The sequence below is a fragment of the Streptomyces sp. SM11 genome, from assembly GCF_002910905.1.
Lineage (GTDB): Bacteria > Actinomycetota > Actinomycetes > Streptomycetales > Streptomycetaceae > Streptomyces.
In genome coordinates, this window is record NZ_NEUE01000298.1 from 113,415 (window position 1) to 128,943 (window position 15,529).

Below are 15,529 nucleotides of genomic sequence, written 5' to 3' on the forward strand. Positions count from 1 at the left end.
TGCGTGCATGAGACTTGAGCCTCGACGAATGAACAGTGCCTCCTCCCGTTCCCGCACCCTCAAGGCGGTCGGCGCCCTCGGCGTGGCCGCCGCCACGGCCATGCTGATGACCGGATGCGGTCAGAGCTCGGACAGCGCGACGAGCGCGGCCACCTCCGAGGCTGCGAAGGTCGTCCCGCAGAAGCAGACGACGTCGCCCTCGGCCGACGCCGAGCTGACCGAGGACCAGCGGGAGCGCAAGGAGGTACTCGACGCCACCAAGGTCACCTTCGACGACGCGGCCACCACCGCCGCCGGCGAGGTCGCCAACAGCAAGCTGGTCGACATCGACCTGGAGGGTGTCGACGACGACCGCGACGAGAGCCCCAGCCCGACCACGACCGGGAGTCCGACGGGCACGGCCAGCCCGACCGGAACCGCGAGCCCGACAGGCTCCGCCAGCGCGAGTCCGGGTGCCGAGGGCCCGGTCTGGGTCGCGGAGGTCGCGGAGAAGGACGGCACGATCCACACCGTCCGCATCAACGCGGTCGACGGCAAGGTGATCGAGGCCCGTGTCGACGCGGATCAGGACGCCGACGACAAGAAGCAGACGGCCGACCGGCTCGCCCAGGCCACCCAGACCCCGCAGCAGGCGGCCAAGGTCGCCACCGAGAAGAAGAAGGGGACGGTCACTTCCGTCAGCCTCGACGACAACGAGGGCAACGGGGGCATCTGGCAGGTCGACGTGGTCGGCTCCGGCTGGAAGAGGACGACCTTCGACGTGGACGCCAAGAACGACACCATCGTCCGCGAGGAGACCGACAAGTACTGACCGCCGCCGCCCTGCCAACGCGTGAAGGGGCACGCCGGACACCCGGCGTACCCCTTCACGTCTTCCCGTACGGGCGCTGGAACGTGTCCTAGCGGACGCCGACCGGCTTCCGACGGTCGAGCAGCCGGCAGACGAAGTCTTCCTGGAGCTCGCGGAGGGTGGCCAGCAGTCGCGGATTCGTCGCGCTGTTCACCTGGGAGGTGAGGGAGACGGTCAGCGACCGCTTGCCGTCCTTGGTCCCCGCGGCCAGCTGTGTGTAGCCGGGGAAGTTGCCGGTGTGGCCGTACACGGTGCCGCAGCGCGTCGCGTAGGAGAACACGGCGAGACCAGCCCTGTTGCGTCCGGGACCGGCGGGTTCGGAGCTGCCCGCCACGAAGTACAGCTGCTCCCGGCGGACCGCCGGGCCGAGACCCAGCCCCCCGGCGTAGCCGCGCATGAAGGCCTCCAGATCCCGGGGCGTGGAGACGATGCCGCCCGACGCCCATACCCCCGAGGCGCCGAGCGCCGTGCTGACGTCCTCCGGTGCGCCCGGCCGGTCCACCGCGTAGCCGTGCAGATAGGGCCCGGGCAGCCGGTAACCCTGCGGGAGGCTGGTGTCGCGCAGGCCGAGCGGCCGGTACACGAGTTCGGCGAGGAGCCTCTCGTACCGCTGCCCCGTCGCAGCCTCGGCCATCAGCGCCACGGCGATGTTGTCGGAATTGGAATAGCGGTACGCCGAGCCCGGCCGGAACCGCAGTGGGTCCCCTGCGACGTACTCCAGCAGCCGGCGGGAGTCGAAGTGCCAGCGCGGGTCGGCCGTCAGCTCGGCGATGAACGTGGGGGCCTCGGTGTAGTCGGGGAGCCCGCTGGTGTGGTTCAGGAGCTGGCGGAGCGTCACCCGGTGCCAGGCGGCGGGGAGCTCGGGCAGCCGCCGGCCGATGGTGTCGTCCAGGCCGAGCGCCCCCCGCTCGGCCAGCTGCAGGGCGACCGAGCCGCTGAACGCCTTCGCCGTGCTGGCGATCCGCATGTGGTCGGTGGTCCGGGGCGGACGCCCGGTGCCGAGCTGCGACGTACCCGCCCGGTACACCTCGCTGCTGCCGCCCGTCGTGAGGACGGCGATGGCGCCGGGCGGCCCGCCCGGGGTGTCCACGAGCGCCTGGAGCCCGCGCTGCAGCGCGCGGTCGATCGGCCCGTGCGGGCCGCCCCCGTTCCCGCCGGCTTCTCCGCCCGCGTGGGCCGGGCCGGTCATCGGGCCGGCGAGCGATGCGGCCGCCAGGGCCGCGACGACGGCTCTTCGCCGCCGGGGCCGACCGTGGGGGAGCGGGGCGTCCGGAACGGAACGAGCGGGCACGGGGCCTCCTGAAGGCGGTGGGCGTCGGTGCGCGGAGCGGACTGTCCGCTCCCGCGAGCCCCAGCATCGGGCGGCCGGACGGGGCTTGCCTCCGAGGTGGACCGTCCGGCCGATCACCGCCACACCGCCGCCGGGCCGCGGCCGTCATCCGCCGCATCCTGCCGTGCCCCGGTCAGCGGGCCGGAGGAGCGCCCCCGCTCAGGTCCAGGACGTACCGCCGCCCCGGGCGCGCGCCGAACAGCACGTCCTCCAGCGGCTCGAACCCCGTACGAGCCAGCACAGCGCGGGATCCCGTGTTGTCCAGCGTCGTCTCCGCGTGCAGCGCGGTGAGCCCGTACTCCTGGACCGCCAGCACGCAGACCTGCTGGACCGCCCAGGTGGCCAGCCCCCGCCCCGCTGCCTTCTCCGCTATCCGGTAGCCCAGCTCGGCCGAACCGTCCCGCACCCCGAGGAGGTTGATCCGGCCGAGGACGCCGCCGTCGTCGTCCTCGATGAGGTGGAAGTGGTGCAGCCCCGCGTCCTGCTCGGCGAGCAGCACGCGGTGGCGTTCGGCGAACGCGGCGAAATAGTCCTCGCCCCGGTCGGGAACGGAAGCGGCGAAGTAGGCCCGGTTCTCCCGCTCGAAGGCGAGCAGGGCCTCGGCGTGGTCGGGGCGGAGCCGGCTGATGGACGTCATACCGGGATGCTAGGCGGTGTCCCTTCGAGGTGTCCGGCGACCGCTTGGCGGAGCCGGGGCTGTGGCTCCGGCTATCCGGGATACCCGCGCTCCAGCGCGTGGGCCAGGCCGCTTTCGGCGTCGTCGGCCGAGGCGCGCCGGTAGGCCCGCTCGTACGCCGAGTCGCCCGCCGCCTGCCGGGCCCGGAGCTCCCACTGCTGGCGGATCGCCCCGAGCTCCGGCGTGCCCCGGTGCGGGTGGCCGATCATGCGCCAGTACGTGTGTCCCGTACCGGAGGCACGGGCCGCGGCCACCCCGTTGCCCTGGGCGGCGATGGCTCCGGCGAGCAGATCGAGCCCGAGCGCTATGCCAAGGCTGTCGTGCAGCTCGTGCTTGCTCGCGAGCATCGCGCGCGCGTGGCTCTCGGCGTGCCGGGGTCGCCCCTGGAGCAGGTGGATGAGGGCCAGTTGGTGATCGGCGTAGGCCCGTGCCCAGTGCTCGCCGAAGCGTAGACTGATCCGCTGGAGCCGCATGGCCTCCTCGTACGCCTCGTCCAGCCGGCCGAGCGCGGACAGGGCGAACAGCCGTATCACCCGGCAGCGCAGCTGCGAGGGCGCGTCGGCGGGGTCGCCCGGGTGGTGGCGCAGCGCGCGGTCGCTGACGGAGTGCGCGGTGAGCGGCCGTCCCATCATCAGATACGTGAAGCTCATGGAGTGGGCCGCGAGGAGCACGGCCTCGGGGTCCTCGTCGCGGCGGGCCGCGTGCCGGCATTCCTCGCCGGTGCGGCGGGCCGCCTCGTGGTCGCCCTGCAGGGTCAGTGTGATGCCCAGGGCCCAGAGCGCCCGGGTGCGGTGCGGGCCGGCGGAGAGCGGCAGGGCGAGCACCCTTCGCAGATACGTACGGGCCTCGTGCAGATGGCCGCAGCAGCTCCAGAAGAGGCCGGCGCATCCGGCCATCTCCATCGCCATCTCCGGGTCCTCGGCCAGCAGATGGTCCAGGGCCGCGCACAGGTCCGCGTGGGTGTCGGCGATCCGATGGTACCAGAGGACCTGCGACGGCCCCAGCCAGCCCGTGTACGCCTGGACGGCGACATGGGCGAAGTGCCGGGCGTGCCGGTCCGAGAGGAGCACGTCCTCCGCCAGCTCGGCCAGCCACATCGCCCCGTACTCGCGCAGCGTGTCCAGCATCCGGTAGCCGTCCCCGGTCCGCCGGAGCACGGACTGGTCGGCCAGGCGTTCCAGGGCAGGGGCGATCGCCCCGGTCTCCAGCGGCCCGCCCGCGCACACCGCCTCCGCGTCCGCGGTCGTGATGACGCCGCGGAAGACGGAGAGCCGCGCCCACAGCAGCCGCTCCAGCGGTGCGCAGAGTTCGTGGCTCCAGCCGATCGTGGTGCGCAGGGCCCGGTGGCGGCGGGGCCAGAGGGTGTCGTCGGTGAGGTTCTCCGTCCGGGAGGCCAGCCGCCCGGTGATCTCCCGCACAGTGCTCCGGCGGAGCTGGGCGCAGGCCAGTTCGACGGCGAGCGGTATGCCGTCGAGCCGGCGGCAGATCTCGGCGACGGCGGCCGCGCTCCCGGGGTCGTCGAGCGAGACTCCCGGGGCGACGGCGGCCGCGCGCTCGTGGAAGAGCCGGACCGCCTCGTCACCGTCGTCCCCCGCGGACAGCGGGGGCACCTCGACGCACATCTCGTCCGCCGCGCCCAACGGCTCCCTGCTGGTGGTCAGGACCGTCAGACCCGGGGCAGCGGCGAGCAGTTCGGCGACGAGCTGCCCGCAGGGGCCGACGATCCGCTCGCAACAGTCGAGCACGAGGAGCAGATGCCGTTCGGACAGCCATTCACCGAGCGCGGCCACCGGCCGCCGGGGGCTGTGGTCCAGGAGCCCGACGCCGTCGCAGACCGTCGTGGCGAGCAGTTGCTCGTCGTGCAGATGGGACAGGTCGGCCCACCAGACGCCGTCGGCGTAGCGGTCCCGCGCACACTCGGCGGTGCGCAGGGCCAGCCGGCTCTTGCCGACCCCGCCGGGGCCGGTGAGCGTGACCAGCCGATGATCTCGAAGTGCCCGTTCGACGCTGACCAGTTCGCTGTCGCGGCCGACGAAGCTGGTCGTCACGACGGGGAGGTTGCCCATCACGGGGACATCCTGCCTCGCTGTGGCCCACCGCCTCCGTTCATAGCGAAAAGCAGTCAGAAACGGCTGACAATGCATCCTGTTCGATCGACAAGTGGCGTGAATCGAAAGGCGATGGGTGGCCAACGCCCTTAGGCGTTGAGAACGGTGGCCAGTGACTCCAGGGCCCCCACCGGGTCGGGGACCGTCGGGGCGAGGATGGTGTCGGTGACGCCCGCCGCCCGCAGTCCCGCGAGGCGGGCACGGGCCTCCTCCGGAGTCCCGGCCACGGCGAGCCGCGCGACCCAGTCGTCGGGCATGCGCCGGACGAACTCATCGCGGCTCGCGCATCCGGCTCGCAGCTCCACCCGTTCGCCGCCGAACGGGAGCGGGGCGATGTGCGCGTGCCAGTCGGGCTCGCCGATCCACTCCGGACCCGGGCGGGCGGCGGCCTGTGCGGCGTGCGGATCGGCGTCGACGGACGCGATGTCGTACGCGACCAGCCGGTGCGGGCGGCCGGTGCGGGCGGCCGGCGGCGATGTGCCCGGGTGCCGCCCGCGCGTACGTCGGGGGCGACCGGCTCCGCGAGGACGGTCCCGTCGGCCACCTCGCCGGACACGGCCGGGGACTTGGGGCCCCGGACGCCCGCCAGGATGTCGGGCAGCGCGCTGGGGTCGAGCCGTCAATGTCAGACCCCTGCACTACGTTGCTGCCATGACGCATTTCGTACTCGTGGCAGGGGCCTGGCTCGGCTCGTGGGCATGGCGCGACGTGGAGCCCGGCCTGCGAGCGGCCGGTCACGGGGTTCACCCGCTGACCCTGTCGGGCCTGGGCGACAAGCAGGAGGCGGCAGGGCAGCAGACGCACGTCCAGGACATCGTCGAGGAGGTCGAGCGCCTCGGCCTGCGCGATGTGGTGCTGGTCGGGCACAGCTACGCCGGCATCCCGGTCGGGCAGGCGGCCGAGCGGATCGGCGACCGGCTCGCCCACGTCGTGTGCGTCGACTCCAGCGTCCCGGCCGACGGCGAGTCCTTCGTCTCCGGCTGGCCGGAAGGCCGGGCCGGGGTGGAGGCCGCCATCGCCGCCAACGAGGGCTTCTGGCCGCCGCCGGTCGCCGCCGACTGCGCGGACCAAGGCCTCACCGACGAACAGGTCGCCCGGTTCGTCGGCGGCTCGACACCGCACCCGGGCGCCACCCTCACCGAGCCCGCCGCCCTGACCCGGCCTCTGGGTCTGCTGCCTGCGACGTACGTCACGTGCCTGCTCGACCGGCCCGAGCCGAGCCGCGAGGTGGCTGAGCTGCTGACGAGTGAGCGGTGGCGGCTGGTCACCATGGACACCGGCCACTGGCCGATGTTCTCGCAGCCGCGCGAGCTCGCCCGGATCCTGCTGGACGCCGCAGGAAGGGACGCGTGACGATGCCGACCTCACCCGGCCCGGAGCGGCGGTCCCAGGAGACAGCGGCTGCGGAGCACCCGGAGATCACGTACATCGGATGCGCGCGGTGCGGCACCCTGATCGCGGGCCTCGACGGACGGTACGCCTGTTCGGGCTGCGGCTGGGTCAACGAGTGGACCGAGGGTCACCGGCCCCTGCCCACGGCCCGGCGGCGACGCGCCTGAGGCGCCCCAGCCCTTTCGCGCCACCCCTCGCCCACAACCCGGACCCCGGCCACCGGCCGCAGGAGGAGAGCACGACATGTCTGTCCAGTACGGCGCCGGCGTCATCCGCACGTCCCTGGCCGGGATCGCCGTACTGCTGGCCCCGGCGCATCCCACCGTGGCCGAGGAGGTGCTGCGCGCCCACGACAGCCCGCACGACTACGTGAGCGCCTTCGCGGGACGCCTGGCGGGTCGGGGAATCGACGAGCCGGTGGACAGCCTTGCCCGGATCGCGCTCATCGACGCGCTCGCCGCACACGGTCTGCTCGCGGAGTTCGACTGGAAGGAGGACGCGCAGGAGATCCGGTCCCAGCTGCAGCAGCTGGAGCCACGGCCCTCCGTGGATCCATGGGCGCTCTTCGAGGCCGAGGAGATGCTCCTGCCGACCGAGAAGTTCCTGCACGCCTGTGGCCGCCGCTACCGGGAGGTCGGCGCGGCGCTGGCCGTCCTCGACATCGAGTCCGACTGCTGTCCGGTGGTGGGCCTGTGGGCGGCGCGTGCCGACGAGCTGACCGCGCTCGCCGCCCGTGCGGGCCTTCCCGTGCAGCACCTCGGCGCGGCCCGCCGCGGGCGGTGACGGAGCCGACGCCCGCAGCCGCCGGGGTGAGGAACCGTTCCAGCAGGTTCGGGGTGGTCCCGGCATCGGATATGGAATCGCCCCCGCCGCCGTCCACCACGTACACTCGCCCCGCCTCCGCCGACCGGCCGGGGCTTTTCGCATCAGACAGACGGGGAAAGAAACCGTATGAGTTCCGCAGACAGCACCGAAGCACCGATCTACGCCGGCCTCGTGGAGGAGCAGGGCGACGTGCCCGCCGAAGTGCGCCGGGTGGCCGAGGAAGTCCTGCGCGAGGCCGACCTCGCCATCGACTTCGGCGCCGTCCGGACGGCCGCCGCAGCCCGCTAGCGACGAGCCGGAACCCCTGGACTCAGCCCCCTCAGGGCGGACATGTCCATCATGGGACGATAAGCGTCCTGCAGCTATTGCCATATTCTTGCGTTCGCGACGCGATGGTTTGCAGAAGAACCGTCGCCGGCGACAGCGGGTGAGGCCGCGGTAGGCCGAGCGTCCAAAACGAGGCGCCCGACGCCACCGCGGCCCCCGGCCACCTGTCGCGACCGCCCCGGCGGCCGTGCTTCGGTGAGCGGTCCATGCAGCCGTGTGGAGAGCGCTCCCAGCCGGCCGCCGAGGAGCGGAAGGTCGCTGGGGCGCCGCTGTTGGGCGTCACCGGCCGGACCTTCGCCCTCCGGGGCCTCCCGAGCGGTTTCCCGGGTGCTTCCCGTGGCCTCCCTCCCTCGTTGCCCGCCGCCGCTGCCCGTGCTCGCGGGTGTCTCTTGCGCGCGTTGCGCGCCCCACCGGGCGCCACTGGCGACGACTGTCCTGCCTCTCCACCTTCCGGAGCCCCCTCCCGCGCGCGTGTGCCGCGACCTGGCTGTGGCGCGGTTCGTCGAGCCGCCGGCCGCCCTCGCCCGGGCCTCCTCCCCACGGGGTTCCGTCGGCCGTCGGATGCCCTGACGGATATGGGGTGTCAAGGAATTGCGGAATCGACGTGACATACTGCGGGCATTCGTCGGCGGTGGTTGAGTGTGGGTCGCCGCACAGCTCAGGGCTGTGGGCTTTCAGCACTCCTGCCCTGGAGGGGGCCACCGATGAGAAGTTCTGTCCTTCGTCGTACCTGCGTCACCACCGTCGCCACCGCACTGGCCATCACCGGCCTGGCCGCCTGCACCTCCGAGGGCGACAGCGCCGCGGACGGCAAGACGGGCATCACGGTCAACTGCTGGCCCCAGCCGAGTGCGAAGATCGACCACCAGCGGTTCGACGAGGACGTCAAGACGTTCGAGAAGCAGAACCCCGCCATCGACGTCACCGCGCACGACGCCTTCCCGTGCCAGGACCCCAAGACCTTCGACGCGAAACTCGCCGGCGGTCAGATGGAAGACGTGTTCTACACGTACTTCACCGACACCGAGCGTGTCGTCTCCATCGGCCAGGCCGCGGACATCACCGAGTACGTCAAGGATCTCAAGACGTACAAGGACATAGCCCAGCCCCTGCGCGACGCCTACACCGTCGACGGCAGGATCTACGGCATCCCGCGCACCAACCACTCCATGGGCCTGCTCTACAGCAAGCCACTCTCACCAAGGCAGGGCTCGACCCGGACAACCCACCGGCCACCTGGGAGGAGGTCCGGGCGGCGGCCAAGAAGGTCGCCGCGCTCGGCGACGGCACCGTCGGCTTCGCCGAGTACAGCGCCCAGAACCAGGGCGGCTGGCACTTCACCGCCTCGGTCTACTCCCAGGGCGGTGCGGTCGTCAGCGATGACGGCAAGAAGGCCACGGTCGACACCCCCGCGGGCAAGGCAGTCCTGCAGAACCTCAAGGACATGCGCTGGCGCGACAACTCCATGGGCGCCAAACAGCTCCTCATCATCAACGGCACCCTCCAGATGATGGGCTCCGGCAAGCTCGGCATGTATCTCGCCGCGCCCGACAACGTCCCGCGCATCGTCAAGGAGGCCGGCGGTAGGTACGAGGACCTCGCCTTCGCCCCGATGCCCGGCGGCAAGGGCACCCTCATGGGCGGCGACGGCTACATGTTCAACAAGAAGGCCACCCCGGCGCAGATCAAGGCCGGCCTCAAGTGGCTGGAGTGGACCTTCCTCACCCCGGGCCAGGGCTTCATGAACAATTACGCCCGCGCAGCCGAGGACAGGTCCCCGGTCGGCCTGCCCGAGCCGCGGCTGTTCACCGGCGCCACCGACGCCAAGGACCAGGAACTGAAGAATGCGTCCGCCAACGTCCCGGTCGAGAACTACCAGGCCTTCATCGACGGCGGCCAGCAACTCGACATGAAGCTGGAGCCCAGGCACGGCCAGCAGATCTACGCCGTCCTCGACGGCGCCGTGTCGGCCGTCCTGACGAAGAAGGACGCGGACATCGACGCCCTGCTGAGGGACGCCCAGTCCAAGATCGACGGAATCCTGGCCCGAGGCTGACAGCCATGAAGACCACCTCCCAGCCCGCATCGCCCGCGAGGCCGCGGTCCGCCGGTGCGACGCCTCCCCCCCCGGGGGGGGGGACGTGCGCCCGGCGGGCAGCGGGCCCCTGGGCCCGCTGCGCCGGAAGATCGCAGACCAGGCCACCGCCTACGGTTCCCTGATCGGCGGTCTGCTCTGCTTCATCCTGTTCTCCTGGTATCCGGCCGTCCGGTCGGTGATCATCGCGTTCCAGAAGTACACCCCGGGCTCGGACCCCGAGTGGGTCGGCACCGCCAACTTCACCCGGGTCTTCCAGGACCCGGAGTTCACGGCGGCCTGGCGCAACATGCTCACCTTCACCGTGCTCGCCCTGGTCATCGGGTTCGCCGTCCCGTTCGTCATGGCCCTCGTCCTCAACGAACTGCGGCACGCCAAGGCGTTCTTCCGGGTCGTCGTCTACCTCCCCGTGATGATCCCGCCGGTGGTCAGCGCCCTGCTGTGGAAGTGGTTCTACGATCCGGGCGCGGGCCTGGCCAACGAGGTGCTCGGCTTTCCTGTGGAACACCGTCGTCCAGGCGACCGGCGCCTGGGTGCTGCAGATCGTCTTCTGCACGGCCGCCGCCTACGCCCTGTCCGAACTCAAGCCCGCCTTCGGCAACGTGGTCCTCGGCGGCATCCTCGCCACCCTCATGGTCCCGGTGCAGGCCCTCGTCGTACCGAAGTACCTCACCATCGCGGACATGCCGCTGATCCACGTCAACCTGCTGAACGACCCGCTGGCCATCTGGCTGCCGGCCGTCGCGAACGCCTTCAACCTGTATCTGCTCAAGCGGTTCTTCGACCAGATCCCGCGCGATGTCCTGGAGGCCGCCGAGATCGACGGGGCGGGCAGGCTCCGCACCCTGTGGTCCATCGTCCTGCCCCTGTCGCGACCCGTACTCGGCGTCGTGTCCATCTTCGCGCTGGTCGCCGTGTGGCAGGACTTCCTCTGGCCCCTGATGGTCTTCTCCGACACCGGGAAACAGCCGATCAGCGTGGCGCTCGTGCAGCTCTCGCAGAACGTTCCGCTGACCGTGCTGATCGGGGCCATGGTCATCGCGAGTTCCGATGGTCCTGATGTTCCTTGTCTTCCAGCGGCACATCATCGCCGGAATCAGCGCCGGCAGCACCAAAGGCTGACCGCGCCGGACGGCACGACCCCGGACCCTCCGCCGCCCCCGGCATCCCGCCCCGTTCCGGGGCGGCGGCGTCAGAACCTCCCGCCCCCTGTTGCGCGGACCGGCCCACCCCGCCGGCGACCGCGCCCCACCCGAAAGGAACCCGCCCCATGGAAGGCAGCCAGCTTGCCGCCGACGACTGGTGGCGCTCGGCCGTCATTTACCAGGTCTACGTCCGCAGCTTCGCCGACGGCGACGGCGACGGCACCGGCGACCTGACGGGTGTGCGGTCCCGGCTGCCCTACCTGGCCGAACTGGGCGTCGACGCGCTCTGGTTCACCCCCTGGTACCTGTCGCCGATGGCGGACGGCGGATACGACGTCGCCGACTACCGGACCGTCGACCCCTCCTTCGGCGATCTCGCGGAGGCCGAGAAGCTCATCGCCGAGGCCCGCGTGGCGGGCATCCGCACCATCATCGACATCGTCCCCAACCACGTCTCCGACCAGCACGTCTGGTTCCGGGCCGCTCTGGCGGCGGGCCCCGGTGCCCCGGAGCGCGAACTCTTCCACTTCCGTCCCGGCCGCGGCGAACACGGCGAATTGCCCCCCAACGACTGGGAGAGCGAATTCGGCGGGGTGCCCTGGACCCGCGCCGAGGACGGTGAGTGGTACCTACACCTCTTCGCCACCGAGCAGCCCGACCTCAACTGGGCGCACCCGGCCGTACGGCAGGAGCACGAGGACGTCCTGCGCTTCTGGTTCGAGCGCGGCGTCGCCGGAGTCCGCATCGACTCCGCCGCCCTCGTCGCCAAGGACCCGGCGCTCCCGGACCTCGAAGGACACCAGGGGCCCCACCCGTACCTCGACCGGGACGAACTGCACGCCATCTACCGGGGCTGGCGGGCCATCGCCGACGCGTTCGACGGCATCTTCGTCGGCGAGGTGTGGCTGCCCGATCCGGAGCGCTTCGCCCGCTACCTCCGCCCCGACGAACTGCACACCGCCTTCAACTTCACCTTCCTCAGCTGCCCCTGGGGCGGTGGACGGCTGCGCCGTGCCATCGACGACACCCTCGCCGAACACGCCCCCGTCGGCGCCCCCGCCACCTGGGTCCTCTGCAACCACGACATCACCCGCACCGTCACCCGTTACGGCCGCGAGGACACCGGCTTCGCCTTCAAAGCCAAGGCGTTCGGCGTCCCCAGCAACCCGGAGCTCGGCACCCGCCGCGCCCGCGCCGCCGCCCTCCTCTCGCTCGCCCTGCCCGGCTCGGTCTACCTCTACCAGGGCGAGGAACTGGGCCTGCCCGAGGCCGACGTACCGCTGGACCGCGTCCAGGACCCCATGTACCTCCGCTCCCCGGGCCGGGCCCCCGGCCGCGACGGCTGCCGTACCCCGCTGCCCTGGGCGGCCGACGAACCGTTCGCCGGCTTCGGCTCCACCGTGGAACCCTGGCTCCCGCTGCCGGCCGACCGGCCTGCCCGAGCGGCCGACCTCCAGGCACAGGACCCCGGCTCCATGCTGGCCCTCTACCGCGAGGCCCTGCGACAGCGCCGCTCCCTGACGGCTCTGCACACCGAACCGCTGCGCTGGCTGAGCGAGGAGCCCGACCTCCTGATGTTCGCCCGCGGCGAGGGCCTGGTCTGCGCCGTCAATCTCGCCGAGCGCCCCGCCGGGCTCCCCGCCCACACCGAGGTCCTGCTCGCCAGCGGCCCCCTGGACGCCGAAGGCCGACTGCCCCGGGCCACGGCGGTGTGGCTGGCCGTCTGAACCGGAACGGCACACCGCCCGGGGAGAGCCCCGGTGCAGGGGCGATCGCCCCAGAGGGCCTGAGTACCCGCACTCAGGCCTCGCGCCCCGGCCGCCACGACGATGAGGGCGTGGCGGGCGAAGCCGAGGAAGGCCGGCCCCGACCGCACCTGCCGTCACCAGGACGGCCACGCCCGTCGGCCCCAGGGAGAACCGTGCTCAGCCGCATCGCCGCCGCAGTCGTCCCCTCGCTCGGACGCCTCACGGTCACGTCCGACCACGCCACGGCCCCGGCCGCCGGCAGCATCATCGTCGCCAACCACACGTCCCTGGCAGACCCGGGCATCGTCCTCGCCGCACTGCTGCGCCTCGGCGTCGAACCCGTCGTCATGGCCACCGCGGGCCTGTGGCGCATCCCCGTGCTCGGCCTTCTCCTGGAGCGCGGCGGTCACGTGCCGGTCCACCGCAACACCCACCGGGCGGCGGACGCCCTGGACGCGGCGGTGGCCGCGCTCGGGGACGGCCGGCATCTGCTCGTCTACGGCGAAGGGCGGCTGCCGTGCCGTACGGACGCTGCGGAGGCCCCGCCGGAGAGCTTCCGCAGCGGCCTCGCCCGCCTCGCGCACGCGACAGGGGCGCCCGTTGTGCCGCTCGGCCAGGCGGGTGCCCGCCGGGTGACCTCGGGCCCGTGCGTCAAGCAGATCTCCGGGCTCCTCACCGCTCCGGCCCGCCGCCCCCGGCTCCACGTCCACGTCGGCACCCCCCTGCACCTCCCGCCGGAGGTCGGGGCGGCGACCGCCACGGCCCGTGAAGCCGTCACCGCCGCCTGGCGCACCGCCGCGCACCACCTCGGCGAACCCGGGGCGCTCACCGGACGCTGAACGGGCGGCGCAACCCGGGGGAGCGGCTGCCCCGGCGCCTCCGCCTCCCGTGCCACCAGCTCCAGGCGCCGCCGGTACTTCTCCCACCAGGCGCGGTCGCCCGGCGGCAAGTTGTCGGTGCCGGACCGCAGCCCGACCGTCCCGTCGACGAGCTCCCGGACGATGTCGGCGTGCCCGGCACGCCGCTGGAGGGCGGCCTTCGGCTGCGAAGCGGTCATACGGGCAGTCTGTCGCCGGGCCCTGACACATGGCCTCGTCGGCGCGGCGGACGCCGCGGGGGCACCCCACACCCGTCTGTTCCGGGTGGCGGCCCGGGTGGCGGCGGTGACCTCTGCGGCGTAGGTATGGAGGCGGGCCGCTCCGGAGGACGCATGACGCCACGGAGCGCACCGGCCTGCGAACGGCCGGTGACCACCAGGCCCATCCGCCGGGCCGACGCCAGTGTCCGGTGGCTCACCACCGGGGACGAGGAGACGGATCCCGATGACCGTGGCAGAGCAGAGCACCCCTGTGCACGGGATTCCGTGCTGGGTCAGCCTCATGACCCGGGACCTGCGGGCAACCCAGGACTTCTACGGGACCGTTCTCGGGTGGACCTTCCGCTCCGGCACCCTCGGCGAGGGCTTCTCCGTCGCCCACGTCGGCGCCCTGCCCGTCGCCGGGATCGCACAGATCGCCCCCGGTCTGCCGACAACCGTCTCCTGGACCCCGTACTTCGCCGTCGCGGACGTCGACACCACCGCTTCGCGGGTCCGTGAACGGGGCGGCACCATCGCCGTCGGCCCGATCCGGCTGGGCCCCGGCCGGGGAGCGGTGGCCGCCGACCGCGAAGGGGCCGGATTCGGCTTCTGGGAAGGCCGGACCCCGCCCTGGTCGTTCGGCCGCGGCAACGTGCCGGCCTCCCTCGAACTGCGCACCAGCCACGCCTTCGACTCCGCGATCTTCTACGCCGGGGTGCTCGGGTGGGCCTCCGAGGAACCCGGCGGCTGCGAGGTCGGCTACGCGTACCAGCAGGACGCGGTCGTCGTACGGCAGGGCGGCCGCACCGTGGCCACCCTGCGTGGCGGCGGGGACGCGTCGTCCCCCGACCCCCGGCTGCGCCCGCGCTGGCACGTCCGCTTCCAGGTCGCGGACCTGGAAGCGGTCACCGCGGCGGCACGCGCGGCGGGCGGAACGGCGGGCCCGCCGGTGGACTCGCCCGCCGACGGAACCGAAGTGGTGATCAGAGACCCCGGCGGCGGCATCTTCACGGTGTGCGCCCACCCGCCGGACACTCCCTGAGGCCTGCCCGCCCCCGAGGGATCTTCAGCAGGTGCGGAACACATACCCCGGCTGTCCGGCCGGCCGGACGTGGAGGTCCCGGCGCACCACCGACACCTTCGCCCCCACGGACGAACACGCCTTCGCGAAGTCACCGTCGGTGTACTCGACGACGAAGACCCTGTCGTCGAAGGCCGAGGCGTAGTCGGCGCACTCGTCGTACCGGCCGCACTCCTCGGCGACAGCGAAATCGAACCCGCTCTCCCCCCGCTGTTCCAGCAGATCGGCGGTGTTCTTCTGGCTGATCGCCAGCCCGGCGGCATGGGCACGGTCGGCCAGAAGCTTCGCGAACGCGGCGTTGTGCGCCCGGGTCAGCAGGCCGCCGGAGCGCTCGAAGGAGTCCAGGTTGTCCGGCTCCACCGCCTGGAAACCGGACTCCGAGCAGCCATCGATCCAGCCCCCGACGATGTCTGCCAGCCGGGTGCGTCCGCCCGCGGTCGAGGTGTCGAGCAGCACCTCGTCCCAGGCCTCGTCGTTGACCGTGTCGCCGTCGCCGTCGCCGTCGCGCAGCAGCAGATCGGGGTGGTTCTTCCGCCACCAGCCCAGCGCGTCGGGCTGGGTCTGGAAGGCGTTGACGTAACAGATGTTGTACAGGCCCTCGGCCGGCCGGTCGCCACGGTCGCGGGAGACGGCCCCGACCCCGGCGGGTCGGGTGTACGCGCCGCCGATCTGGTAGTCGAAGCTCACATTCGCCGTGGGCGGCGTGGCCTCGGGCGCGGCCTCGGCCGTGGATCCCGTGGCGAGGGCGTGGGACAGGAGCAGTCCCGCTCCCGTCGCGACCGCGACCACGCCGGCCAGACCGGCGAGCGTGCTTCCGCGGCGGAGGAACGGAGGGACGGCGTGCTGAGGCATACGTGACTCCCGGGGGTGGGCT

The 15,529-nt window shown here is 72.5% G+C and carries 14 protein-coding genes and 2 pseudogenes; 10 read left to right on the forward strand and 6 right to left on the reverse strand.

All coding sequences use genetic code 11. The annotated features are described in order from the left end of the window. The first annotated feature begins 28 nt into the window (after positions 1–28). On the forward strand, positions 29–811 hold the full coding sequence (locus B9S58_RS33700) for a PepSY domain-containing protein (protein ID WP_103535684.1): 783 nt from the start codon (positions 29–31) through the stop codon (positions 809–811). 88 nt (positions 812–899) lie between these two features. Here B9S58_RS33700 and B9S58_RS33705 read toward each other — a convergent pair whose 3' ends face one another. From B9S58_RS33705 to B9S58_RS39770, 4 genes are all read right to left on the reverse strand, one after another. Then, positions 900–2,039 carry a serine hydrolase gene (locus B9S58_RS33705; protein WP_103535721.1) on the reverse strand — a complete coding sequence of 380 codons (1,140 nt, stop codon included), beginning with the start codon at positions 2,037–2,039 and terminating at the stop codon, positions 900–902. Positions 2,040–2,313: 274 nt separating this feature from the next. Further along, a complete protein-coding gene (locus B9S58_RS33710) occupies positions 2,314–2,817 on the reverse strand; it encodes a GNAT family N-acetyltransferase (protein WP_103535685.1) in 504 nt (167 codons plus the stop codon). Positions 2,818–2,888: 71 nt separating this feature from the next. After that, positions 2,889–4,922, reverse strand: a complete 2,034-nt coding sequence (locus B9S58_RS33715; protein WP_103535686.1) for a regulator — start codon at positions 4,920–4,922, stop codon at positions 2,889–2,891. A 131-nt stretch (positions 4,923–5,053) separates the two neighbouring features. After that, positions 5,054–5,221, reverse strand: coding sequence for a hypothetical protein (locus B9S58_RS39770; RefSeq protein WP_258045191.1), 168 nt, complete (start codon positions 5,219–5,221; stop codon positions 5,054–5,056). A 394-nt stretch (positions 5,222–5,615) separates the two neighbouring features. Between B9S58_RS39770 and B9S58_RS33725 the strand changes: the two genes are divergently transcribed. From B9S58_RS33725 to B9S58_RS33740, 5 genes and pseudogenes are all read left to right on the forward strand, one after another. Continuing rightward, the gene (locus B9S58_RS33725) at positions 5,616–6,317 is read left to right on the forward strand and encodes an alpha/beta fold hydrolase (protein ID WP_103535687.1); all 702 of its coding nucleotides are present in this window, start codon (positions 5,616–5,618) and stop codon (positions 6,315–6,317) included. A gap of 2 nt (positions 6,318–6,319) precedes the next feature. After that, the gene (locus B9S58_RS33730; RefSeq protein WP_103535688.1) at positions 6,320–6,523 is read left to right on the forward strand and encodes a hypothetical protein; all 204 of its coding nucleotides are present in this window, start codon (positions 6,320–6,322) and stop codon (positions 6,521–6,523) included. Positions 6,524–6,599: 76 nt separating this feature from the next. Then, positions 6,600–7,139: a hypothetical protein gene (locus B9S58_RS33735; RefSeq protein WP_103535689.1), complete on the forward strand. Its 540-nt coding sequence runs from the start codon at positions 6,600–6,602 to the stop codon at positions 7,137–7,139. 168 nt (positions 7,140–7,307) lie between these two features. Continuing rightward, positions 7,308–7,469, forward strand: coding sequence for a hypothetical protein (locus B9S58_RS38330; protein WP_181009544.1), 162 nt, complete (start codon positions 7,308–7,310; stop codon positions 7,467–7,469). Positions 7,470–8,212: 743 nt separating this feature from the next. Next, positions 8,213–9,564: pseudogene (locus B9S58_RS33740) on the forward strand (ABC transporter substrate-binding protein). 150 nt (positions 9,565–9,714) lie between these two features. Here B9S58_RS33740 and B9S58_RS40370 read toward each other — a convergent pair. Further along, positions 9,715–9,948 (reverse strand): hypothetical protein, encoded by a 234-nt coding sequence (locus B9S58_RS40370; RefSeq protein WP_181009545.1) that lies wholly within the window; start codon positions 9,946–9,948, stop codon positions 9,715–9,717. 146 nt (positions 9,949–10,094) lie between these two features. Here B9S58_RS40370 and B9S58_RS33750 point away from each other — a divergent pair. From B9S58_RS33750 to B9S58_RS33765, 4 genes and pseudogenes are all read left to right on the forward strand, one after another. Beyond that, a pseudogene (locus B9S58_RS33750) lies at positions 10,095–10,725 on the forward strand (carbohydrate ABC transporter permease); the annotation flags it as partial. 148 nt (positions 10,726–10,873) lie between these two features. Continuing rightward, positions 10,874–12,475 (forward strand): glycoside hydrolase family 13 protein, encoded by a 1,602-nt coding sequence (locus B9S58_RS33755; protein ID WP_103535690.1) that lies wholly within the window; start codon positions 10,874–10,876, stop codon positions 12,473–12,475. Between the two features lie 194 nt (positions 12,476–12,669). Next, positions 12,670–13,335 carry a 1-acyl-sn-glycerol-3-phosphate acyltransferase gene (locus tag B9S58_RS33760; RefSeq protein WP_103535691.1) on the forward strand — a complete coding sequence of 222 codons (666 nt, stop codon included), beginning with the start codon at positions 12,670–12,672 and terminating at the stop codon, positions 13,333–13,335. A gap of 483 nt (positions 13,336–13,818) precedes the next feature. After that, a complete protein-coding gene (locus B9S58_RS33765; protein ID WP_103535692.1) occupies positions 13,819–14,616 on the forward strand; it encodes a VOC family protein in 798 nt (265 codons plus the stop codon). 24 nt (positions 14,617–14,640) lie between these two features. Here the strand turns inward: B9S58_RS33765 and B9S58_RS33770 are convergent, their stop codons facing one another. Further along, complete coding sequence (locus B9S58_RS33770) at positions 14,641–15,507, reverse strand: endo alpha-1,4 polygalactosaminidase (RefSeq protein ID WP_103535693.1); 867 nt, start codon at positions 15,505–15,507, stop codon at positions 14,641–14,643. Positions 15,508–15,529: the final 22 nt, after the last annotated feature.

Coding starts and splice junctions, on each gene's coding strand:
- B9S58_RS33700 (WP_103535684.1), top strand. CDS start 29: ATGAACAGTGCCTCCTCCCGTTCCCGCACCCTCAAGGCGGTCGGCGCC.
- B9S58_RS33770 (WP_103535693.1), bottom strand. CDS start 15,507: ATGCCTCAGCACGCCGTCCCTCCGTTCCTCCGCCGCGGAAGCACGCTC.
- B9S58_RS33730 (WP_103535688.1), top strand. CDS start 6,320: ATGCCGACCTCACCCGGCCCGGAGCGGCGGTCCCAGGAGACAGCGGCT.
- B9S58_RS33755 (WP_103535690.1), top strand. CDS start 10,874: ATGGAAGGCAGCCAGCTTGCCGCCGACGACTGGTGGCGCTCGGCCGTC.
- B9S58_RS33715 (WP_103535686.1), bottom strand. CDS start 4,922: ATGGGCAACCTCCCCGTCGTGACGACCAGCTTCGTCGGCCGCGACAGC.
- B9S58_RS38330 (WP_181009544.1), top strand. CDS start 7,308: ATGAGTTCCGCAGACAGCACCGAAGCACCGATCTACGCCGGCCTCGTG.
- B9S58_RS39770 (WP_258045191.1), bottom strand. CDS start 5,221: ATGCCCGACGACTGGGTCGCGCGGCTCGCCGTGGCCGGGACTCCGGAG.
- B9S58_RS33725 (WP_103535687.1), top strand. CDS start 5,616: ATGACGCATTTCGTACTCGTGGCAGGGGCCTGGCTCGGCTCGTGGGCA.
- B9S58_RS33735 (WP_103535689.1), top strand. CDS start 6,600: ATGTCTGTCCAGTACGGCGCCGGCGTCATCCGCACGTCCCTGGCCGGG.
- B9S58_RS40370 (WP_181009545.1), bottom strand. CDS start 9,948: ATGACGAACGGGACGGCGAACCCGATGACCAGGGCGAGCACGGTGAAG.
- B9S58_RS33705 (WP_103535721.1), bottom strand. CDS start 2,039: ATGACCGGCCCGGCCCACGCGGGCGGAGAAGCCGGCGGGAACGGGGGC.
- B9S58_RS33710 (WP_103535685.1), bottom strand. CDS start 2,817: ATGACGTCCATCAGCCGGCTCCGCCCCGACCACGCCGAGGCCCTGCTC.
- B9S58_RS33765 (WP_103535692.1), top strand. CDS start 13,819: ATGACCGTGGCAGAGCAGAGCACCCCTGTGCACGGGATTCCGTGCTGG.